The organism is Methylosinus sp. LW4 (assembly GCF_000379125.1).
Lineage (GTDB): Bacteria > Pseudomonadota > Alphaproteobacteria > Rhizobiales > Beijerinckiaceae > Methylosinus.
Map to the genome: position 1 here is coordinate 1,958,064 of NZ_KB900626.1, position 25,852 is coordinate 1,983,915.

The window sequence follows — 25,852 nt, forward strand, 5'->3', positions numbered from 1 at the left end:
CCCGCCGACCGCGTTCGTCCCCACGTGGCCGGTCGTCTGAAAGGCGTCGGGGATCGTCTCGAGTGAGCGTTCCCCATGTCCTATTTCCAAATTCTCATATCGATGATCCCCGCCGGCGCGGTCGCGCGCGCGGACTTGTTCGTCGTCCCGGCGACCTCCCTCCCCGCCCCTGAATATTCGGAACGCCGGCCCGTGTCCGCCGAACGCGCATAGGCCGCGACGGCGCACGGGCTGCTCCACCTCATCGCGATCCAGAACCGCGCGACTCGGCGCGGCGTGGACGATTTTTCCGTTGCGGACCAACGGCCCCCGGATTCGAAGCCCTTTTTCATCGGCGACAAGACGCGGCGGGACCGCGCCGTTTCAAGGAGAACGATCATGACCAGCGAGGATCTGTTCGACGAGGTTTTTGCGCGGCTGTTCCAGATCAGGAGCGAGGTGGACGACGCGACGTTCCGCGCCGCCGCCGGCGCCGCGCTCGTCGCCATTGGGCGAACGGTTCTCGACGAGGCGGAAAAGCGCGCGGCCCGCAAGGCGCCCGGTGTCGTCGTCCGCTTCCCGTTGTCGCGCGCGATCCGCTCGATGGCTTCGAGCGATGACAGCCGATCGGCGTGAATCGACCGCCGACGAAATTTTTTCGTCGCACTGAATTTTCGGGGATTCGATTCTTTCTACGATCGGAGTCACCGTCCGTCCGATGGAGGACGAGGACGACGAGAATCCTCCTGAAACGTTGAGCGCCCCGGGGAAACCCCGAGGCGCCGAAAACCGCCGACCGGCCAAGGCCTGAGAAACCACCGGGCGGCTCTTCAACCTCGACGACGCATTCGCGTCGCCGGGGGAAACCGGCGCTTTCGCGCCGACAACGACGACGCCTTCGCGCCGCCGAGAACAACGGCGCTTTTGCGCCGATAACGACGGCGCCTTCGCGTCGCCGAGAAAAACCGGCGCTTTTGCGCCGATAACGACGGCGCTTTCGCGTCGTCGAGAAAAACCGGCGCTTTCGCGCCGATAACGACGGCGCTTTCGCGTCGGCGATCGGAGGATTCTGCCCCGTCTCCCGGAAAGGAGCAAGCGGGACCGGAAAATTCTTCGGCGCCGCGCGGTCGCGCCCCAGAACGTGGGCCGTATGATGACCGACAAGAATTCCGACGGCGCCGCCGTCTACACGCCGCGCTTCGTCGACAGTCCGCTGCACAGGCGCGACGCCGTCCACCGCGCGGTCGACTGGATCTCCGAGGAGTTCCCCTCCGCGAAGCCGGCGATGAACTACCGCATGGTCCGCTGCGACGGAACGCTGTCCAGCGACTTCGTCGTCCTGATGGAGAACGACCCGAGCGTCGTGGAGTATTGGGAGAAGCCCGCGTCTTTCCGGTGGAAGGACGACAAGGGCAAGCGGCGCAATTACACGCCCGACTTCGCGGTCGTCCTCGCCGACGGACGTTGGATCGCCGTCGAGGTGATGCCGATGACGCTCGTCGGGAGGACGCGGTTCCTGTCCAAGGCGCCCTTCATTCGGACCGCCGCGCTCGACGCCGGCTACGACGGCTTCGAGCTTTGGACCGACAGGGAGATTTCCGTCCAGCCGAAGCTCGCCAAACGCCTCGCTGCTCGCCGGCGCGCGCACCTTCGTCGCCGACGAGGCGGCGCTCCACAGCATGCGCGTGGTCGTTCGAGAACTGGGCGGCCGCGCCTGCGTGCGCGACCTGAGGCGGCTCTCCGGACTCGGCGACCGGGCGTTTCGCGCCGTGGCGCGCCTCGTCGCCTTCGGCGAGCTCCGCATGGTCCACGACGACGTCCTGCTCGACGACCACGCCTTCGTCGAGATTCCCCCGCGCTGAAACCGCTCCACGCCCGACCGAGGCGGACACGACAATGACCGACACCGCGACCACCGACAGGAATTTCGGCCAAGCCCGCTTCAGGCTGCACAAGGGCGACTGCGTCGAAATCGACGGCATCATGCACGCGTTCGAGAGCCAGGACGCCGGCGGAACGCTGCTGCGGTCGCTCGGCTCCGCCGGCGTGCGCCGCCTGATCACTCATGCGGAGTTCTGGCGGCTCTATTTCGACCGGTCGCTGAAGGTTCATCGCGCCCGCGACGGCAAGCTGGACGACGCCGTCGCGGCCAATATGGACCGCTCGATCGACAGCTTCAGGCCCCGAGATCGCGAGGAGGCGCTGCGCCGGCTCGACTACGTCGAGATCGCCGACATGTGCATGTCCCCCGAGAAGGAGAACAGGCGCGGGCGCTTTCCAAAACGCCCCGAGGGATACGCGCGCGTCGCCAAGCTGGTCTCTTGGCTGCGCCGGCGCCAGCGCGCGCGGATCGAGGGCGTGTCGGCGTCGACGCTCCCCCGCGAGTATGTCGGCGGCTCGACGCTTCGCGGCTGGCACTGGCGCTGGCGGAATTCCGGGAAGGCCGTCGTCGCGCTCGCGCCCTGCCACGACTCCAAGGGCTCTGACAAGACGCGGCTCGCCCCGGCGGTCGTGGACATCATGTGGAAGTGGATCCGGGAGCACTACCTGATCATGGAGGGGCCGCCGGCCAAGCCCGTCCACACGGGCATGTGCGGCGACATCGACGCGATCAACGCGCGCGACGGGACCGCTCTCGCGCATCCGTCCTACGACGCGTTCCTGCGGTTCATCGACGACAAGGTCACGCCCTATGAGCAGACCTATTATCGCAAGGGCCGGAAGAGGGCGCAGGAGGACTTCCCCTTCGTCAAGAAGGCGCCGCGCGCGACGCTGCCCCTCGAGGTGGTCGAGATCGATCACACGCCGCTCGACATCCTGCTCGTCGACAAGGACGGCAAGGAGTCGAAGGGCGACCGGCGCCGGAAGAAGACCTACAGGGTCTGGCTGACCCTCGCGCGCTGTCAGGCGACGCGGATGGTCTTCGGCTATCACCTCTCGCGCGACTGCCCGTCGTGGACGAGCGTGATGGCGGTGCTGCGCATGGGCATCATGCCGAAGGATCTGACGGGCGTCGACACGGTCAACCCGTGGCCCGTATTCGGCGCCCCGAGAATGCTGAAGGTGGACAACGGCCCCGAGTTCCACTCGCTGAGCCTGCGCGCCGCCTGCGGGCAGTTGCGGATTCGAATCCGCCGCATGCCGCGCGGCACGCCGCATCTCAAGGGCATGATCGAGCGCGGCCTCGGCGTCGTCGCGCAGGACTTCCTGTCCTTCCTGCCGGGGCGGACCTTCTCCGACCGCCGCGAGCGCGGGGACTATGATTCCAAGGGACGCGCCGCCGCGACATGGGAGGATCTCGACAGGCTGCTGCGGCTCTACATCGTCGACGAGCTGCACAACCGGTCCTCGCCCTACCTGTTCGGGCGCACGCCGTTGCAGATGTGGGAGCACCTGGGCGGCGCCGGCCTCGAGATGCCGCCCGCGGCGGCGGATCTCGACGTCATCCTGTCGCTCGTCATCCAGCGCACGGTGACGTCGCTCGGCGTGACCTTCCTCGGGCTGTCCTACCAGTCCAAGGAGTTGCAGACGATCCGCCGCCGCGAGGGGCACATCGGTCAGATGCTGATGGTCAAGGTGGATCCCTACGACCTCGGCGCCGTCCTCGTTCTCGACGAGGGCAGCGAGCGCGGCCAAGGCCGGTGGATCTCCGTGCCGGCGTTGGAGCCCGACCTCTGCGACGGCGTGTCGCTCGCCCAATGGAAGGAGACGGTCGCGCTCGCGCGCCAGCACGTCGCCGAGAACCAGCGCGTCCCGCTCTCCATTCTGCGCGCCGCCCGCAAGCGGCTCGTCGAGGCCGGCGCGCGTCTCGGCGCCAAGCCGATCAAGATGACCCGGAAGGATATCGACTGGTACCGCGACAGCGTGGACGACGTCTGGTTCGACATCGCGCGCGATCCGTCCGCGGAGGGCGACCCGCCGTGCGACGACGGCCCGGTTCCGTTCCGACGCCGCCGGCGCAAGGCCGCCGATCCGGGCGACGGCCCGCCCGTGACCGCCGGCGTGGGAGACGGCGGTCATTCGATTCCGGGCGCGCCTCCAAGCGCCGAGCCGGTCGCGGCGGAGCGCATGGAGGACGGAGCCGTCGACGACGACCGTGACGTAATCGACGCGGATGCCGACGACAACGCCGACGGATCCTCGACCGCGTCGGACTGGGACGATCCGAGCACTTGGGAGGACTGATCTATGGATGCGCCGACCGATACGCAAACGACATCTCCCTCGCGGATGCGAAAGCAGCGCTTCGCCGTCGCGAGCCCCGGCGCCGATCTGCGTCAGCGCCGCAAGGCGGCGGTGAGGGGAGTGCATATCAAGGACGAGGTGTTCCGCGACGTTCTCGAGAAGTTCAAGTTCCAGCTCAACGCCATCGAAGACAAGGAGGCCGAGGCCTTCGGCCTGGTGATCCGCGGGGTGAGCGGCGTCGGCAAATCCCACACGATGAAGCACCTCATCGAGTGCGGCGACCCTCGCCTCGCGGCCTATTCCGACGAGTTCGGCGACGTGCGCCCCGTCGTCTATGTGCGCGCCCCCGCGCCCTGCGACCTGACGACGCTCGGCATCGAGCTCTACTTCAAGCTCACCGGCAAGCGTCTTCCGCCGCGCGGTCGGCCCGCCGAGATCTGGTCGCGCGTCCGCCCGGCGCTCTACAACACCGGCGTTTGCGTGATCTTCATCGACGAGATGCACCACGTCTTCCTCGGCAAGACGCACGATCAGCGCGAGAACCTGATGTCGACGCTGAAGGGCTTGTTGCAGGGAGTCGACGACGAGGAGCTCGCGGCCCTTCTCGGCCCCCTGCCGCCGACGGTCGACCCGTATCCGATCGGCCTCGTCATGGCGGGACTGCCCTCGCTGAAGCGGCTGATCGCGCTGGACGACCAGTTGCGGATGCGGTGCCGGTTCAAGGCGTTCGCGCCGCTGCGGACGACGGCCCGCGACCAGGCGAAACTGAAGGCGTTCATCGAATTCTACGCCAAGGGCATCGGGTTCACGCCGGTCCCCAAATGGACGGATCCCGACATGCTGCTGCGGCTGACGAAGGCGAGCGGCGGCTACCGGGGACGCATCGCGCTCCTCATCAAGCAGGCCGCCATGCTCGCGATCAATCGAGGCCTGACCTCGATCGGGGACTGGAAGCCGCTCTTCGCCGAGTGCTTCGAGGACATCTGGGAGACCGGCTCCGCGAAGAATCCGTTTCTCGTCCCCGACGTGACGAAGATCGGCCCGATCCGCGAGCTCCAGAAGGATTTCGACACGCTGCTTCGCGGCAAGGGCGCCGCCAACCTTGTGAACGACGAGGATTTCGATGTCTGACGCCGTCCGTCTCCCCTCGCCTCTGCGCCTTCGCGCGCCCCGCCTTCCCCTCGAGTCCGCCCAGGGCCATCTGATGCGGATGTTCGAGATCAACGGCGAGCCGTGGAGCCGCGAGCGCTTCAGATCGCGCGGCCTGAATCTCGCGGACTTCATGCTCGGCGACGTCGACGTGTCGCTGCGCGCCTTCATCGGCGCCGACCCCGCCGATTTCACGGCTTCGACCGCGCGCGTGATCTCGAAGAAGGAGGTGCTCGTCGCCGGCGAGATCCTGCACCGCGACGACTGGACGACGAGGACGCGCCGCTGGTGCCCGGCCTGCTGGCGGCAGGATCTTTCCGACGAAACCATTGTCGCGCGCTCCCCCGGCTGGCGCGTCCACCGGCGGTTCTGGTGGGACGTCGCCAGCGTCCTCGCCTGCCCGATCCATGCCGTTCGCCTCGAAGCCGCCTGTCCGACCTGCGGCGATCCGCTCACATGGGAGACGGGTGGACTGACCATGTGCCGCAACCGCCACGGGCTGCTTCACTGCGAGCCGGTCGCCGCGCCGCCCGCGCATGTGCGCGCCGACGCCTACATCGTCGGACGCCTCGGCGGAGCCAAGCGCGTGGCGGTTCCATTCCTCGACCGCCTGTCGTTGCGCGAGGCGCGCGACGTGATGGGCCACCTCGGGGCCGCCGCCGTGGACGGCGCCTTCGGCGCGCTCGGAAAGATCGACGTCTCCCGCCACCCCGAGGCCTTCTCCGCCGGTTTCGACGTCGCCGCCGGCTGGCCGGCGTCCTTCGACGCCCTGCTCGACGCCGTCGCCGCGCGCGACGATGTCGGCCTCGGCTCATGGGGCGTCGATCAGGTCTACGGCTACCTCGTCATGTGGGCGCGCACCATCAAGGCGACGCCTGCCGGAAAGGATCTGCTCGACGCCATCCATGCCCACCACGCCCGGCGCTCCTTCGTGCACCGGCGCGGCGCGGCCGCCGCCTTCGTCGGCGAGGACACGCCCGTCAGCGTCAACGACATAGCGGTCGCCACCGGGCGGTCGCAGGATCTGATCGCGCGCTATCTGAAGTCGATGGACCGCTGGCCGGCGGAGACGAGGAGGGGCACGCCCGTCGCCGTGCCCCGCGCCGTCATGCGAGAGATCGTCGACCTCTTCGAGGAGTCGCTGTCGGCGCAGTCGCTCGATGACGCGCTGGGCCTCGACGGCTGGAGGACCTTCCGCGTCGTCGGCGCCTTCCTGAAGCCGATGGAGATCCATGCCCGCTACGGCGCGAAGACGCCCTATTATTCGCGCGCCGACGTCGCCGATCTCGTTCGGCGGCTCGCCGGCGACGCCCCTTCAGTCGCTACGGCGCCGGCCGGCATGGAGCCGCTCGTCGACGTCGCCAACCGCCGCAACAACGGCGGGATCGTGCGCGCCCTCCAAATGGTCCTCGACGGCGAGCTTCGCGTTCGCGCGCGGCTGGCCAACGTCGCCGGGATCTCCGGCCTGCTGATCGGCGCGGTCGATTTCAAGCGCCCCAGCCGCGTCGTCGAGGGCACGGTCGACATCGATGGCGTCGCCGCCCTGCTCGGCGTCCATCGCGAGACCGCCTACGCCATCCTCGACGCCGGGCTGATGGCCCGCGTCACCGACGAGGGCAAGGCGATCCGCACGACGCCTAAGAACGTCGCCGCCTTCCGCCGCGAGTTCGTCACCGCGACCGACCTCGCCGCCGAGCTTCGAACGAAGCCGAAATATGTGATTCCGCTGCTGGCCGACATGGGCGTCGTTCCCGTGCTCGCCCGCGACGACAACCCGCGATGCCGGGTCACGGTCTATCGGCGGACGGATATCCCGGCGGATTGGAAGGCGAGGTATCGGGAGAGGTATGGGAGGTGAATTCTGGAGTCATTCAAACGGGTTGGCGCGATGGGAGAAGGTGTCAACATTGAATGGAATCAAAGAACTCTTGACGCCGCGTTGATCCGTGCGAATCTGGATCATGGATATGCGCTCTGACGTCGCAAAATCAGGACCGCATCGGCATGGGGGGACCATGGGGAGATTGTCTGCTGCGGCCTTTATGTCCGCGATGTTTGCGACCGCGTCCGTGGCGGCCGACAATTCCTCCTGTTGGGATGATCCCAAACGGACGGAAATTTCATGCACGCCGTTGACTCAGAAATTGTTGCTGAGCCTTCAATTTGCTTCTCGGCAACATGTTGTCGAGGTGATGAAAGCCGAAGGCCGCCGATTGAGCGCCGACAATCCGAACGTTCTGCATTTCATTGGCAATGCGAGCCGTGGGGGATCGGGAACCGGCGTTTTGAACGTGACGTTTCGGGACGACAAGGTCGTGGTTATCCAAGCGTTCGTCGACCGTCCGCAGCGGCATCTCGAATACATTTGGAATGCGGAGCTTGGAGCATGTTCGGATTTCCCGGGATCCCCCGAGAAGTGCAACGAGTAGGCGCCGTCGGCAGACAAAGAATCCCGCCTAACGGGAGGCTATTTGATCGCGATCGATGCACTGGAAGTGTCAACATTGAGTGGAATCAAAGAACTCTTGACGCCGCATTGATCCGTGCGAGTCTCGAGGAGAGGTCTTGAGGCCAAAGGCGCCTACTCTTGCTCGGAATGAAAGGAAATCAGATGCGGATGGCGGCAGTGCTCATGTTTTTCATGGTCCTTTCCTGCGCCCCGGCTCAGGCCAGCGATGATCCGGCAGATAAGGATCCGACACCTATCGAAAATTGCGCCAATCTCCCTCCATCAGCTTCCATCGATGTTTTTAGTTGGAGGGAAACGGAAGTCGTCTGTAAAAGGATCCTGAGAGTTGTGGACGGACTTAGAATATCAGATATTAGATACTTCGAGAAAGGCGCGTGGGTGTTGGCTCACAATGATTGCGGTCCATCTTCTAAGATGGATGCAATAGATGATATAGTAGAGGTAATTCGCCTTAGGGGACTATTTGATAAGAGTGATCGTTGGCATGATACGATTGATGTTATTTGGAAAAGCTGTATTGGACTTAACGGAGCCGTCTCCACGAGCGATATTATTGCCTTTCTAGCCGCATCAGGCAAGATGTCCAAGACTCTTTCTGACGATGGGCTGATATCAATGATTGTTATAATGAAGAATAAGCATCAGAGGGGTGAGTGATTCGTTTGGGAAGCCATTGCATTGTAGTGTCCAGTATATCTGAGATTTAAAAAACGTGATCACGTAGAGGCCGGATCGGCGAGGCGTCGAAGGTCCCTCTCAGGGCTGCCCAGAGCCGCAGATGCAAAAGGCCATTGGAATCAGGCGACGTCGCAAGCGATCGAGATGTCTCCGCCAGTCGCAGCCTGAAGGCACTCCCGTCGTCCTGTGTCTTGCTCGTCAAGCCGACGGCGACGGCGAGATTGTAGGGCCCGGCGTCACGGAAGACGGCGAGTAGATCGCACACCTCTTCGCGCCAGATGGTGCCGAGACCGGCGACGATGTTCCATGAGGGAACGCGGGTCATGCTGGCGATTCCTGTTGCGCGCGTCAGCATAGCCCAGATTTCGGGAAGGTGCACGATTGGCGAGCTTCAATCGGGGTTGCGCGAGCACGGTGTTAACATTGAATGGAATCAAAGATTCTTGACGGGGAGTTGATCCGTGCGATGCTGGTTATGGAGGCGAGTGCTTCTGCCGGGGAATGCAGCAATGGACGAGACGACAGAGTCGAAGACTCGCACAGTCGAACGTGGAACGACTCTAGCGTCGGATGCAGAGGACAACGGTCTCGTCACCCCATCGAGCACGCCCGACGCTCGATTTCACGGCGTCAAGTATAGACAGATATTCCAAAGGCTCGCGCCTGCGGCAACCAACAGCACCAGAAGCTTATTGAATGCTCTGTTGAATAGAAGCCCCATCGACGATATAGAGACTGCATTCATATACGCGCCGTTCATTTTCGCAATGTCGTTCGTATTGAGCATTGGCCCACTACTACAAAAGTTTGTATTGGCACTATTTTATTCAGATTCTGCGTCGATCTATTCATCGCTTTATCAAGAAGCGCTCGGGTCGTTTCCAAGCATCGAAAACTGGCTCATCGTCGGCCTCGACTGGCGCTTCCTGTTACTTGCCACCGGCATTACGGCCTTCTCGTTGTGCCGGACAGCGCCTCAGGACGTCTTCAGGCACGCGTGCATCGCGAGTTTCGCTGGCCTTTGCGTCCTCGACGTTTTCTCTGCCACGGTCGAGCAGAATTTTACGGTTCAATTCGCAGTCGAAAACCTGATTATGAACTTACTTGGCGCGTTCGCCATTTCACTGATCGTCCTGTTGCTGGCGGTAGCCTACAACATCATATTCAGCGTCCTATCGGCAAGAGCGATCCTAAGGCGTCTGGTCTCGGCATTTCCAATCGCGACCAGCGGGGTCATTGTCAGCGCGGTCGTCTACTATCTCGGCTCATTCGTTTACAAACCGATTCCCGCGCACATTACTGCAATCCTTTCTACCCCGATCTCCGGCACGGCTATCCACGACAACCGATCGCAGGAATCCCAATCAGGCACTCGGCACGCAACGCCCCCAACTGATGACGTTGCGTTCCAGTTCCTGCCGCAAGACATCCGTGACGGCAGCCTGTCATGGCGGGGTGTGGATAGCCCTATGAGCGCCCATTGGCAACGCCGCACCAACACTGCGGAGTTCAACATAGCCGTGGAACTATTCGCCGATTGCATTGGCGATTCCATCGACTCAGCGAAGTCGAACAGTGCCAACGTAATTCACTTGAACAATGTGAATGATCTCAGTCTCAAGTTCGACATTGGCTCCGTTAATATATTCACACCAGCCTCAGACACACTAAAAGGCAAGCTGCACCTTGATTCTAAATCATATTTTTACTGGATGAAAAAGAGTGCCGACCAAAAGGCCGTTGAATATACGCAGTTAGTGCAGCGCGATGCGAAATTGGAGTTTTCACCAACTTCGGGAGCGGCCTTTTACATCTCCGCCGAACTTCTCGGCGCAAAGGGTGACGCCGTTTCGCCAAAGCCACGCGCTCTTGCAATTCAAGCAGACGACCAATCGTTCGCTTTCTCGATAACGCCCGATGTCCGCAGAAACGGCGACAAAAAGCTAATATGTCGTAGTATATCACCAACGAAAACAACAGGTGATACGCTTGCGTCTCACCCGACCGCCGTCATTGGCGCCCTAGTTCGAATTAAAAGCGTCCATACCGGACGGACATATCGACCAAACGCCAGTAACATAACGTTTTCTGACGGCGATGGCTGGATCACAGTCCGCACCGATGAGGCCAAATTTAGTCACGATGGATTCGGAATTCTCAATTTCATTTCATTCCGCGGCGATGTCAGTCAACTCGCCGTTGATAACGCCATCATTGCAACGCATCTGAGCGACAGCTATGTCGCTGCTGGAAGATTCGAAGTTTCTTTCCATGGCGCAAACCAAGTTCGTATCGCCGGCAAGGCATACGCCTTATGGAAGAACGCAAAAAGGCTCAACTCCACCAAGTGGGAAACGTTGGATGAAAAAACGGCCCTCGCGTTAAGCAGCGCACTTGGAGGTCTGTTCCTGTGGTTACTCGCGCGGTGCGTTTTGATTTTGAGAGCCAACAACGCGCTCGATGCCCTAATTGTCACCTCGCGGCAGCCGACACCTTCCATGTCGCCCTCTAAGGATTGTGGTGTTAATCATTGATTGCGATAAGCCCGTCGTCAAGGCGGATGATCGGCGCGCAACAACGATGATTGGCCTGACGCAGATCGCGGTTCTCCCGCTCCAGCACCTTGATCCGCTCGCGTTCATCCGTCGTCGCGCCAAGATGAACGCTGGAGTCGCGCTCGGCTTGGCGAAACCAGTTCCATCCGTGCAGCCGATCTTCGCCTCGATCGTGGCGGTCGCAGCCCATTGCGAGGCGTGATCGCCCCGGTGCTGTGCCGAGGCCGGCGACGATGGTCCATGAGGGAACGTGGGTCATCGTATTCAGTCTTCTGTTGGGTTCACCGGAGCTGCGATTTCCGATTTGTGCTCGGGCGATGTGGTTGCGCGCGCATAAGGTGGGGTCTTGACACAAAGTATCAAGATTGAATGGAATCAGGACTCTTGACGAACTGCGGGTTCGTGCGATCGTCATAAAATGAATGTCTGTGAACCTCGTTAGATCGGAATCTGTAATCTCGATGAACGGGCTGGATCGGACAATGAGGGTTCGTGGCACGCGGCGATAGCATCGGGTATATAGGGAGAGAATCTGATGAGCAGTATTTCAGGAGATGAAATGAGAGATGGAGCGGAATATCCTAATGTTCCTACGTTATCTCCAATTGGTAAGCTTGAATTCATATTGAGCGACGCCTGTCAAGACTTTGAAATCTTATTAAAATTGAGAGGGGAAAGCGGAGACAGGACAGGTCGGAATTATGAACTGGATTGGCGGTCGATATCACGAATTCAGATGGCGATGGCTAAGTCATTTTTATTCAAAATAGTTAGATGTCGGCGCATATACGAGCATGGAGCGGGCAAGCTTGGACTTGACAGGGAGAAGCGCAATAATTTCCTTGCATCAACGAAGTCTGTAACGGATGTTCGAGATGTGAATGAACATGGATTTGATCCAACATCAGGAAGAGGCGGCAAGCAGTCACGCCCATCTGCACATATTCATAATCACAATGGGATGTCCATAGCGATTGATGAGACAAGCATAGCCTTTTTTTGACGAAACAACAATACTAATTGGATCTTTGAATATATGTGAAATATATAAGCACGCAAAAACTTTCCATGATCATATTTCATCGTTGCAATCAATATCTGTAACGGCGACGCCTATGTGAACATCGGAGGTTTCGGAAGTGAATGCCTATCGAACGGTGAAGATGGAGGCGGACATCGTGATCGGCGGCACGGAAAGGCCGCGACCATAATCTTCTTATTCGCAGGACTCTTGCACGTTGAGATTGCAATCCTGTAGCCGTCTTTTCAGACTTCGCCGTCTTGGTAATTCACGAAATCCCGCATTTTGCCACTGAGTCGGACTTCCTTGCGTCCGTTAACTCGGTGAGTCAGACTACCGAGCGAAAAGAGTCCGACATGTAGATCGAAAAACGGTCGAAAATGCAGGGAAGAGAGTCAAGGTTTTGCAATGTCGGACAAAACGCCCTGCGTAAAAATCTGCCGCATCGACGCGCCGACGGGCTTTTGCGTCGGCTGTGCGCGGACGATGGCCGAGATCGCCGGCTGGCGCGACGCCTCCGAGGCGGAGCGCGCGCGCATTCTCGCCGCTCTGCCGGCGCGACGCGCGCGCCTGCCGAAGGAGCCTCACGCGTCGCCGCAGACGAAGAGGTCGTGAAGCCAGCGCGCTCGTCGGCCCTCTGGCCGAATGGGCCGGAGCGCCCTCTTGCCAAAGGCGGAGCCTCGAGCCTATAGCTTGCCTGTTCGTCGGCGGACGGCCGCAGGAATGAGACCTTCGATCTTTTTGATTGCATTCTTGAAAACTGCTTCCCTCTCGTGATCTGCCCCCGCCGGTTCATCCCTCGACCGAAAGGCGAGACATGACGAAGATACTACCTGTCATAATGTGCGGCGGGGCGGGCACGCGCGTATGGCCCGAATCGCGGGAAACTCTCCCGAAACAATTCATTCCGCTCATCGGCGAGCTGTCGACCTTCCAGACCACCATTCAGACGCTGGCGGACGAGGCCTTCGACAAGCCGGTCATCATCTCCAACGCCGATTATCGCTTCCTCGTCACCGATCAGCTACGCGCCATCGGCGCCGCGGCCGATATCGTCCTCGAGCCGACGCGGCGCGATTCGGCCGCCGCGGTCGCCGTCGCCGCCGGCGTCGCCGCGCGCCGCTCGCCGCAGACCATCGTCGTCGTGCTCGCCGCCGATCATGTGGTGCGCGACCCACGAGGCCTCGTCGAGCTCTGCAAGAAAGCGGCTTCCGCCGCCGCGGACGGCTTTATTGTCACGCTCGGCGTCAAGCCCGACCATGCGGCCACCGGCTATGGCTATATTCGCCCCGGCGAGCGCATCGCCGGCGACGTCTCCAAGCTCGAGGCCTTCGTCGAAAAGCCCGATCGCGAGACCGCGCAGCGCTATATCGACGCCGGCTATTTGTGGAACAGCGGCAATTTCATCTTCCGCGCCGATGTGATGCAGGCCGAGATCGCCCATTTCGAGCCGGCGATTTTCGACGCCGCCGAAAAGGCGATCGACGCCGGCCGCAGCGATCTCGATTTTCTGGTGCTGGACGCCGAATCTTTCGCCCGCGCCCCCAAGACCTCCATCGATTATGCGGTGATGGAGAAGACGCGCAAGGCCGCGGTGATCGAGGCCGACATCGGCTGGTCGGACGTCGGCAATTGGCGCGCCGTGTGGGAGCTGACCGAGCGCGACGCGCAAGGCAATTCCGTGCGCGGCAATGGCGTCGTGCGCGAGTCGCGCAATGTGCATGTGCGCTCGGACGAGACGCTGACCACTGTCGTCGGCGTCGACGACGTCATTGTGGTGACGACGCCGGACGCCGTGCTGGTGCTGGGCCATGAGCATGGCGACAATGTCAAGCAGCTCGTCGATCAATTAAAGCGCGAGAACCGCCGCGAGGCGGGCGAGCACAAGCGCATCTTCCGCCCCTGGGGCTTTTATCAGTCGGTCGACTCCGGCGATCGGCATCAGGTGAAGCGCATTGTGGTGAAGCCGGGCGCGCGCCTGTCGCTGCAGAAGCATTTTCATCGCGCCGAGCATTGGATCGTCGTCAAGGGCACGGCGGAGGTCGGCCGCGACGAGGAGACGCTGCTGGTTCACGAGAATGAATCGGTCTATCTGCCGATCGGCTGCATTCATCGCCTGAGCAATCCGGGCAAGATCGACCTCGAGATCATCGAGGTGCAGACCGGCTCCTATCTCGGCGAGGACGATATCGTGCGCCTCGCCGATTTGTATAGCCGCGCCTAGATCGTCTATAGACGGCCGCTCGGGCGATGATAAAAGCCGCGAAAGTGGATTTGAATTAAGAGGGGTGCATGACGAAACGCGCGCTGCTGACGGGCATTACCGGACAGGACGGGGCCTATCTCGCACAGCTTCTGCTCGGCAAAGGGTATGAAGTCTCTGGCGTGATCCGCCGCTCCTCGCACCGCGGCGTCGAGGACCATCGCCTGCGCTGGCTCGGCGTCGCCAATGACGTGCAGCTGCTCGACGGCGATCTTAGCGATCTCTCCAGCCTGTTGCGCATCGTGCAGGAGGTGAAGCCGGACGAGGTCTACAATCTCGCCGCGCAATCCTTCGTCGCCTCCTCCTGGCGCCAGCCCATTCTCACCGCCAACATCACCGCCGTCGCCGTCGCCAATATGCTCGAGGCGTTGCGGCTCGGCGCCCCCGGCGCGCGCTTCTATCAGGCCTCCTCCTCCGAGATGTACGGCCTCATTCAGGAGCCGATGCAGAGCGAGAAGACGCCCTTCTATCCGCGCTCGCCTTACGCCGTCGCCAAGCTCTATGGCCATTGGATCACGGTCAATTATCGCGAGAGCTTCGGCATGCACGCCTCCTCGGGCATTCTCTTCAATCATGAGAGCCCGCTGCGCGGCATAGAATTCGTCACCCGCAAGGTGACGGATAGCGTGGCGCGCATAAAGCTCGGCCTCGCCAAGGAGCTGCGCCTCGGCAACATAGACGCCAAGCGCGACTGGGGCCATGCGCGCGATTATGTGCGCGCCATGTGGCTGATGCTGCAGCAGGAGACGCCTGACGATTATGTGGTGGCGACGGGCGTCACCACCACTGTGCGCGACATGTGCCGCATCGCCTTCGCCCATGCCGGCCTCGACATGGATGCGCATGTGGTGATCGATCCGAAATTCTACCGCCCGGCGGAAGTGGACATTCTGCTCGGCGATTCCAGCAAGGCGCGCAAGGCGCTGGGCTGGGCGCCCGAGACATCGCTCGATGCGCTCATTCGCGAGATGGTCGACGCCGATCTCGAGCGGCTGAAGCATCAGACGAACGCCTGAGGGCCCGTGTCCGGGCCCATGAACGAGCAACGAGACGGCGTGGCCTTGTCCTCGGACGGCCTCGCCGCTTACATTTCTTCAAAAGGCGCGGAGCTGCAATCGCTGCGCACGCGCGACGGCGTGGATTATCTCTGGGCTGGCGAGCCGAGCTGGCCCAAGCATAGTCCGCTGCTGTTCCCGATCGTCGGCCGGTTGGCGCAAGACCGCTATGATTACCGCGGCCACAGCTATGCGATGCCGAAGCATGGCTTCGCGCGCGACAGCCAGTTCGCCATCGTCGAGGCGTCTCCGCATTCGGCGCGTTTCGCCCTGCGCGCCAGCGACGCGACGCGCGCGATTTTCCCTTTCGAATTCCTGCTCGAGGTGGAATTCACCCTCGACGGTCCGCGTCTCGACATTCGCCATAGCGTGACCAATCTCGGCGACGCGGACATGTATTTTTCCATCGGCGCGCATCCGGCCTTTCGCTGGCCGCTCGGCGACGCCGCCAAAACGCAGAGCCGCATCAATTTCGAGCGCCATGAGCCGGCGCCGATCCGCAAGCTCACCGGCGGGCTGCTCGGCCGCATGAAGGATTCGCCGGTCGAGGGGCGAACGTTGGCGCTGCGGGAGGAGCTGTTCGCCGATGACGCGATCATCTTCGACGCTCTGACGAGCAAAAGCCTCGTCTATTGCTGCGGCAGCGGGCGATCCGTGCAAATCGCCTGGGACGGCTTCCGGCATCTCGGCCTCTGGTCCAAGCCCGGCGCGGATTTCCTCTGCATCGAGCCCTGGCATGGCTATGATTCGCCGGTCGGCTTCGCCGGCCCGCTCGACGAGAAGCCCGGCATCGCGCGTGCATGGCCCGGCGAGAGGCGCGATTTCACTCTGCGCATAGAGATAGGCTGAGCATCATGGGCGTCGCCAAGCGCCATGCGATCAAGCTGCTGCGACGCTCGCTCGGCCTTCCGACGGGCGATCTCGACATTGTCGGCCGACTGGACGGCGCCGCCGATGGCGTCATTCGCGGCTGGGCCTATTGCCCCGCGCATGCGGGCCGGCGCGTGCTGGTCGATATTTTCGCCGATGGCGTTTTCGTCGCCCAGCAATTGGCGGATCGGCCGCGCGACGATCTCGTCGCCCATGGCTTCGGCGACGGCCGCCATGGCTTCGATATCAAAATTCCGCCCGTTCTGCTGCGCGGCGCCGAGACGCGGATCGGCGTCCGCGCCCTCGCCGAAACGCCCTTCGAGCTGACCGCGACGGCAAAGCGCCCGCTCCTCGCGCGCCGCCTCGGCCGCGATGACTACCTGCGCGCGACTTTCGCCGGGGCCTTTCGCGACGATGCCGCCGGCGACATCGCTGCGCCCGCCGATCCCTCGCCCCTGCGCGCCACGGAGCTCTTGTTCGCGCCGACGCCCGTCCCTGCGCCCGCGCCCGTTCTCGGCGAGGCGCTCTGCGCCTATCTCGACCAGAATCGCTACAAATGGGACCTCGCCGATCAATTCGACGCGACGATCTCGATCGCCGATCGCGAGGCTTTTCTCGCGCATTATGTCGAATTCTACGGCCGCGCGCGCCGCCCATTGCGCATACCGCTCTCCGCGGGCGACATCGCCTTCCTCGACGAGGGACCGACGGCGCAAGATCGTCTCGCGCCGAGCCGCGCGATGCGCCTCTTCGCGCAGACGCCGCGAGACGCCAGCGCGGATGCGCGGCTCGAGGCGATATTCCGCTGGGCCGCCTATGGCGCCGCCGCCTTCAATGTCGAAGATTGCCTCATCGCGCCGGCGCATGAGGCGCTGCTGCGCTCCCATGAGGAAACGGACGCGCGCTTCCCGCTCTCCCTCTTCATGACGCGCTTTGTCGACGCGCATCCCAATCTACGCGGCGCAAATCTCGCGCAGGAGAGCGAGCGGCGCGCGGCCTATTTCGCCGTGCTGCTCTTTTCCGCCCGCGCGCCGCATTATCTGCGCTTCATTCCGCCGGATTGGCTCGCGGCGTTTTTGACGCCACAGGCGGGCGCCGCGCCATTCGACGAAGAATCGCGACGCCTCTTCGGCGCCGGCGGCGTCGATGTCGCGCATTGGCGCGCCTCGATCGAGACGCTTGGCTATGATTTCGGCGCGCGGCGCTATCGCTCGCGCACGCCCGCCGGCCATCGCGCGCATTCGGCGACGCTGCCGGCGCCGCGCGGCGAGCGCGTCGACATTCAGCTCATCGGCCCGTTCAGCCGGCAGCTCGGCATAGCGGACAGCTGCCGCGCGCTCGCCGCCGCGCTCGAGCGCCTCGATTATTCGCTGCGGCTCTGCGACTTCACCCTCGATTATCCCAATTGCGTGCGCGAGGACGCCACGCCGCCGCCGACGACTCTGCATCGCGCGAAGATCAATATTCTTCATCTCAATCTGGAGGAGCTGCCGAGCGCCATCGCCTATCTGCCGGACCTATGGTCGGACGGACGGCTCATCGGCTTTCCCTATCTCGAGATGGCGACGCCGCATCCGGCGCAAATGCTCGGCCTGACGCTCGTCGACGAGCTCTGGTCGGCCTCGGACTTCACGAGAGAGACGCTGGCCGCCCATCGGCCCACTCATACGGTCGGCACATCGGCGCGGGCCGTGCGCAAAAAGGGTCGCGCGGCGGCGCGCGCGCTCGCCTATGCGGGCATAGCGCGCGACGATGAATTCGTCTTTCTCGCCTCCTGCGACGCGCTCTCCGGCGTCTATCGCAAGAATCCGCTCGGCGTGATGCGCGCTTTTCTCGCCGCCTTTCGGCATGAGCCGAAGGTCAAGCTCGTCATCAAGACGCATAGCGTCGATCGCGTGCGCGCGCCGCGCGAGATGGATGTGTGGCGCTCCATTCGCAATGTCGTGGCCGAATGCGAGCGCATCGTCCTCGTCGATCGCATTCTCGACGATGCGGAGCAGATGGCGCTGATCGAAGGCGCCGATTGCTATGTCTCGCTGCATCGCGCCGAGGGCTTCGGCTATCATATGCTGGAGGCGATGGCGCTGGAGACGCCGGTGATCGCCACCGCTTATTCCGGCAATATGGAATTTTGCGACGATTCCACGGCCTTTCTCGCGCCCTATCGCCTCGTTCCCGTCGGCCCCGGCGAATATCCGCGCATGCGCGGCGATCAACGCTGGGCCGAGCCCGATCACACGGGCGCCGTCGCGGCGATGCGCGCCGTCTTCCACGACCGCGCGGCGCGCGAGGCCAAGGTCGCGGCGGCGCGCCTGCTCGCCGAAACGCGCTTCTCGACCGACGCTTTCGCGCAAAGGCTCGACGCGCGCATAAAGGAGATCATGCGCCGCGGCGCGCTCCGCTGAGCAGGCCACGCGCGCTCTTCTCGAGCGCCATGCCCACGAGCATTGCGATAACGAAGAGAATGATCTGCGGATCGAGAAAGGCGAGATCGACGATCGCCGGTCCGGGACAGACGCCGCCGAGCCCCCAGCCCACGCCGAATATGGCCGAGCCGAGCAGCAGCGGCGCGTCTATGGCCTTGCTCGTCGGCAGACGCATCTCCTCGCCGAGCAGCGCGCGCGAGCGGGTGCGGGCGAAGCGAAAGGCGATCAGCCCGACGGCAATGGCGCCGCCCATGACGAAGGCCAGCGACGGATCCCAAGCGCCGGCGATGTCGAGAAAGCCCTTCACCTTGCTCGGCAGAATCATGCCGGAGACGCAGAGTCCGAGGCCGAACAAAAGGCCGATGGCGAAAGCGGCTATGGTCGATCTCGTCATGGCTCAGCCCATTATGTGGCGCAGAATGAAAACGGTGAGCGCGCCGCTCGTCATGAAGGCGGCGGTGGCGGCGAGCGAGCGCGGCGACAGGCGCGACAGGCCGCAGACGCCGTGCCCGCTGGTGCAGCCGCCGCCGAGCCGCGCGCCGAAGCCGACGAGCAGGCCGGCGAGGATGGTCGCGCCATAGCCTATGTCGAAGACCGGCGTCTGCGCCGCGCCGAGGACGCGCAGAAGCGCGGCCGATGCGACGAGGCCGAGCACGAAGGCGAGGCGCCAGGCCGCATCGCCCTTCACGGGCTGCAGCAGGCCGGCGACGATGCCGCTGATCCCCGCTATGCGTCCGAGCAGCAGGATCATGAGGCCGGCTGCGAGCCCGATCGCCACGCCGCCCGCGGCCGCGCTCCACGGCGTGAAATTGGCCCAATCGATCTGCATTCTCGTCCTCCGTTCCCCGCCTCGGCTCAATAGCCGCGCGCCGATCCCGCCGCGGAGCGCGGATCATTGACGCCCGTCATCGCGCCTTCGCTGATCGCTATCGCCTCCGATGCGCCGAAGGGCGCGTGATCTTCTATTTTATGTCCCATTGCCTCGAGCCGCCGGCGCGTCTCCTCCGAGAGCGCGCCGGGCTCGGCCAGCACGACATCCGGCAGCCATTGATGATGGATGCGCGGCGCCGCCACCGCCTGCGCCAACGACATATGATGATCGATGACATTGAGCGCCGTCTGCAGCGTCACCGATATGATGCGCGGCCCATTGGGGCTGCCGAGAACCAGCGCGACCTTGCCGCCCTTCATCACAATGGTCGGCGACATGGAGGAGAGCGGCCGCTTGCCCGGCGCTATGGCGTTGGCGCTTCCCTGCACGAGGCCGAAGCCATTGGCGGCGCCGGGCGCGGCGGAAAAGTCGTCCATCTCGTCATTGAGCAGCACGCCCGTCTCCGGCGCCATCACCTGCGCGCCGAAATAGCCGTTGAGCGTGTAGGTGACGGAGACAGCGCCGCCCTCGCCATCGACGATGGAATAATGCGTCGTCTGCAAGCGCTCGCGCGGCGCGGAGCCTTGCGCGAGATCGACAGAGCGCGTCGCATGATCGGGAGAAATGCCGGCGCGCAGCTCCGCCGCATAGGATCGCGAGGTGAGACGCGCGACGGGATTGCTGACGAAATCGGGATCGCCGAGCGAATTGTTGCGATCGAAGAAGGCGCGCCGCTCCGCCTCGACGAGAAGATGCGAGGATTGCGGCGAGTGAAAGCCGAGCGCGGCGAGATCATGGCCTTCGAGAATGTTCAATATTTCGCACAGCGCGACGCCGCCCGAGCTCGGCGGCGCGGCGGAATAGAAATCATAGCCGCGATAGGCGCAATGAATCGGCGTGCGCTCCATGACCTCATAGATCGCGAAATCCTGTTCCGCGATCACGCCATTCTCGGCGTGCGCGGCGCGCTCGATCGCCTGCGGAATGCGCCCTTCATAAAAGGCGCGCGGCCCCTGCGCCGCGATCTCCCGCAACAGACGCGCGAGATCGCTCTGAATCAGCCGATCGCCGGCCTGCAGAGGCGAGCCGTCCGCGCGCGAAAAAATCTTCGCCGCCGCGGGACTGTCCTTCAGCCGCGTCGCCGCGCGCAGCACGCGAATATCGGCGTCCTCGAGAACAAACCCCTGCTCGGCGAGCGCGATCGCCGGCGCGATGATTTTCTCGCGCGGCAGGCGGCCGTATTTGGCGTGGGCGGTCTCGAGGCCCATCACCGTTCCGGGAACCGCCACGGCGCGATAGCCGCTGCGGCTCACGTCTTTATCCACGGCGCCTTTTGCGTCGAGAAAGAGATCGGCGCCGGCGGCCGCGGGCGCGGTCTCGCGAAAATCCAGGAAGCGCACGCCCTGCCCCGGCAGCTGCGCCAGCAGAAAGCCGCCGCCGCCGAGATTGCCGCAGCAGGGATGCGCGACGGCGAGCGCATAGCCGACGGCGACGGCGGCGTCGATGGCGTTGCCGCCCGCCTTCAATATGTCGAGCCCAATGTCGCTGGCGAGACGATGCTCGCTCACCACCATGCCGCGCCGCCCGGTCGCGACGGGCTCGGCGGCAGTGGCGAAAGCGAGAGCGGAGAAGCAGAGGGAGAGAATTGCTCGCATTCGCGCGTCGCTCATTTTTCGCCTATTCCCGCCTGCGGGCCGATGAGGACATAGCCGCGGCTGCGCCCGTCATTGCCGCCGTCGATCGTGCTCATCGCGTCGAACAGTTCCGCCGCCGCGACCCATACGGGCGGATATTTGTAGCGCGCGACATCGAGCAGCAGGAAGCGATCCGTCTTGGCGTCATAGGCGGCGAGCGGCGATATGTGCCCGCTGCGCGTCTGGCCGAGCGCGGCGCGCTGATAATTGACGACGACATGGCGCCGCTTGCGCGAGAGCTGCTCGATCGCGCTGGCGCGAAACTCGCCGAGCGAGCTCTGCCCCGCATGCACGACCTTGGCCTCGAGGCCGAAGCTGGCGACGAGGCCGCCGAACTCGTCGAGCGTCATGCCCCGGCGCAAAATGCTCTCCTGCTTCACCACCGCCTCGGTCTTCTCGCTGAACAGATTGTCCTGCGAGAAGCTCCCCTGCCCCTCGCCGCCGGCGGGCGCGGGAATGTCGAGCGCGTTGAGCAGCATCGCCAGAGTGGCGACGCCGCAGAAGGAGCCGTTCTTCTGCGTGACGAATTCCGAGGAGAGCGGCCAATAGGCCTCGCGCGCCTCCGATTCGAGAAACCATTCGCGCCCCTGCGCGCTGCGCAGATCGACGAGATTGTCCGAAAGCGGCAGCCGCTCCGCCAGCGCCGGCGAGACTGCGGCGGCGATCGCGCAAAAGAGAAGCGCGAGAACAGCGGCCGAACGCCGCCGCGAGATCGTTTCCGCGCGACCGCCCCGGCCGTCATTGCGAGCGAAGCGAAGCAATCCACAGCCATGAGGCGGCTCTGGATGGCTTCGTCGCTCCGCTCCTCGCAATGACGACCCCGCCACACGGAAGCCGTATGAGATCCACGTCTTCGTCATTTCATCCTCGGAGAAGCGGACCGTCGAGGTCGCGCCGACACAAGCTAGAGGCGCGCGCGGCGCCATGCAATTCTCATCCCGCAAAGGCGGCTTTATTGCGCCTCGAGCGCGACCAATAGGCTCGCCTGATCCGGCGTCGCGGCGACGCGCACATTGGCGCAGCCGGCGGCGCGCAGCACGCGCGCGACATCCTCGGACAGAGCGAAATGCGTGACGCGCGCGCGGAGCGCGGCCGAGACGCCGGCGGCCTCCGCCAGAGCGAGGAGGATCGACGCGCTGCGCGCCGAATAATGCAGCGCGGCCTCCAGCTCGCCGGCCGCCAGAGCGGCGCAGGCGTCCTGCGCGAGAGCGGCGACGGCGCGCGCCTCATAGGTCTCGACCACTGTCGCCGCATGGCCGCGCGCGCGCAAAAAGCTCTCGAGATCGTCCTTGCGATCATGGCCGGCGAGATAGAGAAAACGCGCCGGCGCCGAAAAGCGCGCGCCGAGCAGACGAGTCAGCGCCGCCACATCGGGCGCGCTCGCCTCCACCATCGCGCCGTGCGCGGACAGCGCTGCCGCCGTCTTGGCGCCGACGACGAAAAACGGCGCGCGCAAGGCCGCGAGCCCTTCGGCGAATTGGACCGCGCGGGCGCTGGTCGCCAGAACCGCGTCGAAGCCGGCCGGAACCGGCGCGCCCGTGGCGGCGATCTCCAGAACCGGCGCGATCAGCGGCGCAAAGCCGCGCCGCCGCAACTCTTCCGCCGTGCGCTCGGCGTCCTCTCTCGCCCGCGTGACGAGAACGCGCCTCATGTGAGACCCGCGACTCCATTGGGCAGGCGCAGCAAAATCTCATTGGCGGCGGCGTCGCCGATCAGCGCGGCGTCTATGGCCGGCCCGCGCCGGCGCGCCTCATAAACCTGCGAGCCATCCGCCCGCAGCGCCAGGCCATGAAACTCGATCTCTTCGCCGATGAGCTTCCCATGGGCGGCGATGGGCGTGCGGCAGGAGCCGTCCAGCACGGTGAGAAAGGCGCGCTCGGCGGCGAGCGCGGCGGCGGTCGCCGGATCGAGAATGGCGGCCAGAGCCTCGCGAACCTTGCCGTCGCCGGCGCGCTTGGTGACAGCGATGGCGCCCTGCCCGGCGGCAGGAAGAAAATCCTCTATCGGCAGAATGGCGGTGGCGTGGCGCTCGAGGCCGAGCCGCTTGAGCCCGGCGAGCGCCAGCAGCGTGCCGTCCACCTCGCCGCTCTCGACCTTGCGCAGCCTGGTCTCGACATTGCCGCGCAGCAGCACGATAGAGACATCCGGCCGCAGCCGTTTCACCTGCGCGCCGCGCCGCAGCGAGGCCGTGCCCACCACCGCGCCCTTCGGCAGCGCGTCCAGCGTCGCGCCCTTGCGGCCGATCCAGGCGTCGCGCACATCCTCGCGCGGGAGATAGCCGGCGATGGCGATCTGAGGCGGCAGATGCGTCGGCAAATCCTTGGAGGAATGCACGGCGAGATCGATGCGCCCCTCGATGAGGGCGACGTCCAGCTCCTTGGTGAACAGCCCCTTGCCGCCCGATTCCGAGAGCGGCCGGTCCTGGATCATGTCTCCCGTGGTGCGGATGACCTCGATCGGCAGCGTCTCCGCCTCGAGGCCGAGCGCCGCGGCCAGCAAGGCCCGCAGCTGCCGCGTCTGCGCCAGAGCGAGAGGGCTGCCGCGTGTGCCGATGCGCAATTGTGTGGTCGTCATAGCCTCGTCCGCCGTGGGAATTGTCGAGCGGACTATAGGGAAAAGCGGCCGGGCTACAAGCGGGCGGGAACTCATGGCAGCGGACGTCCGCATCGACCTCGCTGCGTCGCCACGACATGCGCAGACCTCCGGGAACGTTGCGCGCGCATAGTCCTGCGGAACCGCACCTCGAGTGGCATTAGCGGTCGAGGCTCGCGGAGGGAGCGGGAGGGCCATAAACAGATCACTAAGCAAGCTAATGATCTATTTATAGATCACTCATTGACTCTTCCCTTTTTGTGGGCGCATGATCCATAAAACGGCCGCAGGAGGCTGTCGAGTCTCATTAATGGATCATCGAATGCCCAAGCCTGTGCACCGGGCCACCTCTCGCTACGCCTCAGAGGCAGTGACCTATCTCGGTCGCCTGATCCGCGAAAGCCGGATTGGGCGCAAGGAGACCATCAGCGAGCTGGCTGAGCGCGCGGGTGTTTCGCGGGGGCTGTTGCAGCGGATCGAGCGAGGCGATCCCGGCTGTTCGATCGGCGCAGCATTCGAAGTGGCGTCGCTGGTCGGAATTCGGCTGTTCGATCTCGATCGCGCCGCCATGACCCTCAGCAACGACATGTTGGCGCAAAAGCTGACGCTGCTCTCGCGCTCTGCGCGCCCGAAGGAAAAGTCGGTGAAGGATGACTTCTGAGAAGGCCGCGCCGAAAGAAGCTTATGTGTGGATCTGGCTGCCGGGCGCCGTCGATCCGGTGGTCGCCGGCCTCATCGAACGAGAGGACGATCGATATGTCTTCAACTACGGTCAGTCCTATTTGCAGCGGAACGACGCCATCGCGATTTATGACCCGGAATTGCCGCTGAGGCGTGGCGCCATTTTTCCCGACGGCACGCTGACCATCGCAGGGTGCCTACGGGACGGATCGCCCGACGCCTGGGGCCGTCGCGTCATCATCAATCGGTTGTTTGGCGCAAAGGGCGGCAACATCGACGTCGATACGCTCGATGAGCTGAGCTATATGCTGCAATCGGCTTCGGACCGGATAGGCGCTCTCGATTTTCAGACTTCCGCCAAAACGTTCGAGGCGCGCGCGGGCGCGGTCGCGACGCTGGAAGAACTTCAATCGATCGCCGAACGCGTGGAAAGCGGCGTTCCCGTAACGCCTGAGCTGGAACGCGCGCTGTTCCATGGCACCAGTCTCGGCGGCGCGCGCCCGAAAGCGGCGATCGACGCCCCCGAGGCGAAATTCATCGCGAAGTTCTCATCGAGCAACGATCTGATCAATGTCGTGAAAGCCGAATTCATCGCCATGCGCCTCGCCGAGCATCTGGGGCTGACGGTTGCGCCAGTGCGGCTTGAAAAATCGGCGGGTAAGGACGTGTTGCTGATCGAGCGCTTCGATCGCGTCCGAACGCCGGCGGGCTGGGCGCGCAAATCGATGGTGTCGGCGCTGACCATGCTCGGGCTCGATGAGATGACGGGGCGCTATGCGTCCTACGAGGAGTTGGCGCAGATCATTCGCACGAGGTTCACGACGCCAAAGGCGAGCTTGCGCGAACTGTTTGGCCGGATGGTGTTCAATGTGCTCTGCGGCAATAACGACGATCACGCGCGCAATCATGCCGCGTTCTGGGATGGCAAAAAGCTGTCCCTGACGCCTGCCTACGACATCTGCCCGCAACGCCGCACCGGGCGCGAGGCCAATCAGGCTATGCGGATCATCGGCGAGCACAGCGCCAGCACGCTTGCGGTCTGCCTGTTGGCTGCGCCGCAGTTCCAGTTGAGCGCGAAGGCTGCGAGCGAGCTCATCGAAGCGCAGATCAGAGGGGTCTATGCGAAATTCGGCGAAATCGCCGAAGAGGCCGAGCTTTCCTCGATCGATCGCAAACAGCTGTGGCGGCGAACCTTCCTCAATCCTTATGCTTTCGAGGATGCGCCGCAGGCGATTGCCGCGCTGGAACGCGATGTCTAGCATGCGTCCGGCCAATGGTGCGCGCTCGCGCGGGCGCATAGGTTCGCCAGCGATGCGTGGGCTCGACAACAGTCCCTCGCCCCGCGGAGCCTGCGCAGCAGGCG

The 25,852-nt window shown here is 63.8% G+C and carries 23 protein-coding genes and 1 pseudogene; 16 read left to right on the forward strand and 8 right to left on the reverse strand.

Going from position 1 to position 25,852, the window contains the following annotated elements:
• Nucleotides 1-276 precede the first annotated feature (276 nt).
• From METLW4_RS0109965 to METLW4_RS27740, 7 genes are all read left to right on the forward strand, one after another.
• Nucleotides 277-615, forward strand: coding sequence for a hypothetical protein (locus tag METLW4_RS0109965; RefSeq protein WP_018266058.1), 339 nt, complete (start codon nt 277-279; stop codon nt 613-615).
• 514 nt (nt 616-1,129) lie between these two features.
• Nucleotides 1,130-1,879 (forward strand): hypothetical protein, encoded by a 750-nt coding sequence (locus METLW4_RS27735; protein WP_157235030.1) that lies wholly within the window; start codon nt 1,130-1,132, stop codon nt 1,877-1,879.
• Entirely contained in the window at nt 1,876-4,164 is a 2,289-nt protein-coding gene (locus METLW4_RS24565) for a Mu transposase C-terminal domain-containing protein (protein WP_018266062.1), read from the forward strand. The genes METLW4_RS27735 and METLW4_RS24565 overlap by 4 nt, the downstream gene beginning before the upstream one ends.
• A 3-nt stretch (nt 4,165-4,167) precedes the next feature.
• Nucleotides 4,168-5,295, forward strand: a complete 1,128-nt coding sequence (locus METLW4_RS0109990; protein WP_043331815.1) for a TniB family NTP-binding protein — start codon at nt 4,168-4,170, stop codon at nt 5,293-5,295.
• Complete coding sequence (locus METLW4_RS0109995) at nt 5,288-7,171, forward strand: TniQ family protein (protein ID WP_026191402.1); 1,884 nt, start codon at nt 5,288-5,290, stop codon at nt 7,169-7,171. Before METLW4_RS0109990 ends, METLW4_RS0109995 begins: the two co-directional genes overlap by 8 nt.
• A 109-nt stretch (nt 7,172-7,280) precedes the next feature.
• Nucleotides 7,281-7,742 carry a hypothetical protein gene (locus METLW4_RS0110000; RefSeq protein ID WP_157235032.1) on the forward strand — a complete coding sequence of 154 codons (462 nt, stop codon included), beginning with the start codon at nt 7,281-7,283 and terminating at the stop codon, nt 7,740-7,742.
• A 158-nt stretch (nt 7,743-7,900) separates the two neighbouring features.
• Nucleotides 7,901-8,440, forward strand: a complete 540-nt coding sequence (locus METLW4_RS27740; protein WP_157235034.1) for a hypothetical protein — start codon at nt 7,901-7,903, stop codon at nt 8,438-8,440.
• A gap of 46 nt (nt 8,441-8,486) precedes the next feature.
• Here the strand turns inward: METLW4_RS27740 and METLW4_RS0110005 are convergent, their stop codons facing one another.
• Nucleotides 8,487-8,786, reverse strand: a complete 300-nt coding sequence (locus tag METLW4_RS0110005; protein ID WP_157235036.1) for a hypothetical protein — start codon at nt 8,784-8,786, stop codon at nt 8,487-8,489.
• A 184-nt stretch (nt 8,787-8,970) separates the two neighbouring features.
• On the opposite strand from METLW4_RS0110005, the gene METLW4_RS0110010 reads away from it, so the two are divergent.
• Nucleotides 8,971-10,995 (forward strand): hypothetical protein, encoded by a 2,025-nt coding sequence (locus tag METLW4_RS0110010; protein WP_018266067.1) that lies wholly within the window; start codon nt 8,971-8,973, stop codon nt 10,993-10,995.
• Between the two features lie 49 nt (nt 10,996-11,044).
• On the opposite strand, the pseudogene METLW4_RS28530 reads toward METLW4_RS0110010, so the two are convergent.
• A pseudogene (locus METLW4_RS28530) lies at nt 11,045-11,220 on the reverse strand (IS3 family transposase); the annotation flags it as partial.
• A gap of 331 nt (nt 11,221-11,551) precedes the next feature.
• Between METLW4_RS28530 and METLW4_RS27750 the strand changes: the two are divergent.
• The 6 genes from METLW4_RS27750 to METLW4_RS0110040 all read left to right on the forward strand — a co-directional run bounded on the left by METLW4_RS27750 (nt 11,552) and on the right by METLW4_RS0110040 (nt 18,630).
• Complete coding sequence (locus METLW4_RS27750) at nt 11,552-12,019, forward strand: hypothetical protein (RefSeq protein WP_157235040.1); 468 nt, start codon at nt 11,552-11,554, stop codon at nt 12,017-12,019.
• Between the two features lie 426 nt (nt 12,020-12,445).
• Nucleotides 12,446-12,652, forward strand: coding sequence for a DUF1289 domain-containing protein (locus tag METLW4_RS0110020; protein ID WP_018266069.1), 207 nt, complete (start codon nt 12,446-12,448; stop codon nt 12,650-12,652).
• Nucleotides 12,653-12,854: 202 nt separating this feature from the next.
• Nucleotides 12,855-14,261 (forward strand): mannose-1-phosphate guanylyltransferase/mannose-6-phosphate isomerase, encoded by a 1,407-nt coding sequence (locus METLW4_RS0110025; protein ID WP_026191403.1) that lies wholly within the window; start codon nt 12,855-12,857, stop codon nt 14,259-14,261.
• A gap of 68 nt (nt 14,262-14,329) precedes the next feature.
• Nucleotides 14,330-15,316, forward strand: a complete 987-nt coding sequence (gene gmd / locus METLW4_RS0110030; protein ID WP_018266071.1) for a GDP-mannose 4,6-dehydratase — start codon at nt 14,330-14,332, stop codon at nt 15,314-15,316.
• Between the two features lie 39 nt (nt 15,317-15,355).
• Nucleotides 15,356-16,204, forward strand: coding sequence for an aldose 1-epimerase family protein (locus tag METLW4_RS0110035; protein WP_026191404.1), 849 nt, complete (start codon nt 15,356-15,358; stop codon nt 16,202-16,204).
• Nucleotides 16,205-16,209: 5 nt separating this feature from the next.
• Nucleotides 16,210-18,630, forward strand: a complete 2,421-nt coding sequence (locus tag METLW4_RS0110040; RefSeq protein WP_026191405.1) for a glycosyltransferase — start codon at nt 16,210-16,212, stop codon at nt 18,628-18,630.
• Here METLW4_RS0110040 and METLW4_RS0110045 read toward each other — a convergent pair.
• The 6 genes from METLW4_RS0110045 to hemC form a co-directional block, all read right to left on the reverse strand.
• Nucleotides 18,605-19,045, reverse strand: a complete 441-nt coding sequence (locus METLW4_RS0110045; protein WP_018266073.1) for a DUF6691 family protein — start codon at nt 19,043-19,045, stop codon at nt 18,605-18,607. The genes METLW4_RS0110040 and METLW4_RS0110045 overlap by 26 nt on opposite strands.
• A 3-nt stretch (nt 19,046-19,048) precedes the next feature.
• A complete protein-coding gene (locus tag METLW4_RS0110050; protein WP_018266074.1) occupies nt 19,049-19,480 on the reverse strand; it encodes a YeeE/YedE family protein in 432 nt (143 codons plus the stop codon).
• A gap of 26 nt (nt 19,481-19,506) precedes the next feature.
• On the reverse strand, nt 19,507-21,192 hold the full coding sequence (ggt, locus tag METLW4_RS0110055) for a gamma-glutamyltransferase (protein ID WP_018266075.1): 1,686 nt from the start codon (nt 21,190-21,192) through the stop codon (nt 19,507-19,509).
• Entirely contained in the window at nt 21,189-21,977 is a 789-nt protein-coding gene (locus tag METLW4_RS0110060) for a phytochelatin synthase family protein (RefSeq protein WP_018266076.1), read from the reverse strand. The genes ggt and METLW4_RS0110060 overlap by 4 nt, the downstream gene beginning before the upstream one ends.
• Before the next feature lie 191 nt (nt 21,978-22,168).
• Complete coding sequence (locus METLW4_RS0110065; protein ID WP_018266077.1) at nt 22,169-22,867, reverse strand: uroporphyrinogen-III synthase; 699 nt, start codon at nt 22,865-22,867, stop codon at nt 22,169-22,171.
• Nucleotides 22,864-23,790 (reverse strand): hydroxymethylbilane synthase, encoded by a 927-nt coding sequence (gene hemC, locus METLW4_RS0110070; protein ID WP_018266078.1) that lies wholly within the window; start codon nt 23,788-23,790, stop codon nt 22,864-22,866. Before hemC ends, METLW4_RS0110065 begins: the two co-directional genes overlap by 4 nt.
• A 340-nt stretch (nt 23,791-24,130) precedes the next feature.
• Between hemC and METLW4_RS0110075 the strand changes: the two genes are divergently transcribed.
• Together METLW4_RS0110075 and METLW4_RS0110080 are read left to right on the forward strand one after the other, a co-directional pair.
• A complete protein-coding gene (locus tag METLW4_RS0110075) occupies nt 24,131-24,469 on the forward strand; it encodes a helix-turn-helix transcriptional regulator (protein WP_026191407.1) in 339 nt (112 codons plus the stop codon).
• The gene (locus METLW4_RS0110080) at nt 24,459-25,748 is read left to right on the forward strand and encodes a type II toxin-antitoxin system HipA family toxin (RefSeq protein WP_018266080.1); all 1,290 of its coding nucleotides are present in this window, start codon (nt 24,459-24,461) and stop codon (nt 25,746-25,748) included. Before METLW4_RS0110075 ends, METLW4_RS0110080 begins: the two co-directional genes overlap by 11 nt.
• The last annotated feature ends 104 nt before the right edge of the window (nt 25,749-25,852 follow it).

Bases quoted from the DNA above. Each gene is read 5' to 3' on its own strand.
- ggt (WP_018266075.1), bottom strand. From the start codon at position 21,192: ATGAGCGACGCGCGAATGCGAGCAATTCTCTCCCTCTGCTTCTCCGCT.
- METLW4_RS0109995 (WP_026191402.1), top strand. From the start codon at position 5,288: ATGTCTGACGCCGTCCGTCTCCCCTCGCCTCTGCGCCTTCGCGCGCCC.
- METLW4_RS0110025 (WP_026191403.1), top strand. From the start codon at position 12,855: ATGACGAAGATACTACCTGTCATAATGTGCGGCGGGGCGGGCACGCGC.
- METLW4_RS0110065 (WP_018266077.1), bottom strand. From the start codon at position 22,867: ATGAGGCGCGTTCTCGTCACGCGGGCGAGAGAGGACGCCGAGCGCACG.
- METLW4_RS0110000 (WP_157235032.1), top strand. From the start codon at position 7,281: ATGCGCTCTGACGTCGCAAAATCAGGACCGCATCGGCATGGGGGGACC.
- METLW4_RS0110040 (WP_026191405.1), top strand. From the start codon at position 16,210: ATGGGCGTCGCCAAGCGCCATGCGATCAAGCTGCTGCGACGCTCGCTC.
- METLW4_RS0110010 (WP_018266067.1), top strand. From the start codon at position 8,971: ATGGACGAGACGACAGAGTCGAAGACTCGCACAGTCGAACGTGGAACG.
- METLW4_RS0110050 (WP_018266074.1), bottom strand. From the start codon at position 19,480: ATGCAGATCGATTGGGCCAATTTCACGCCGTGGAGCGCGGCCGCGGGC.
- hemC (WP_018266078.1), bottom strand. From the start codon at position 23,790: ATGACGACCACACAATTGCGCATCGGCACACGCGGCAGCCCTCTCGCT.
- METLW4_RS0109990 (WP_043331815.1), top strand. From the start codon at position 4,168: ATGGATGCGCCGACCGATACGCAAACGACATCTCCCTCGCGGATGCGA.
- METLW4_RS0110075 (WP_026191407.1), top strand. From the start codon at position 24,131: ATGCCCAAGCCTGTGCACCGGGCCACCTCTCGCTACGCCTCAGAGGCA.
- METLW4_RS0110020 (WP_018266069.1), top strand. From the start codon at position 12,446: ATGTCGGACAAAACGCCCTGCGTAAAAATCTGCCGCATCGACGCGCCG.
- METLW4_RS24565 (WP_018266062.1), top strand. From the start codon at position 1,876: ATGACCGACACCGCGACCACCGACAGGAATTTCGGCCAAGCCCGCTTC.
- METLW4_RS0110080 (WP_018266080.1), top strand. From the start codon at position 24,459: ATGACTTCTGAGAAGGCCGCGCCGAAAGAAGCTTATGTGTGGATCTGG.
- METLW4_RS27750 (WP_157235040.1), top strand. From the start codon at position 11,552: ATGAGCAGTATTTCAGGAGATGAAATGAGAGATGGAGCGGAATATCCT.
- gmd (WP_018266071.1), top strand. From the start codon at position 14,330: ATGACGAAACGCGCGCTGCTGACGGGCATTACCGGACAGGACGGGGCC.
- METLW4_RS0110045 (WP_018266073.1), bottom strand. From the start codon at position 19,045: ATGACGAGATCGACCATAGCCGCTTTCGCCATCGGCCTTTTGTTCGGC.
- METLW4_RS27735 (WP_157235030.1), top strand. From the start codon at position 1,130: ATGATGACCGACAAGAATTCCGACGGCGCCGCCGTCTACACGCCGCGC.
- METLW4_RS0110005 (WP_157235036.1), bottom strand. From the start codon at position 8,786: ATGACCCGCGTTCCCTCATGGAACATCGTCGCCGGTCTCGGCACCATC.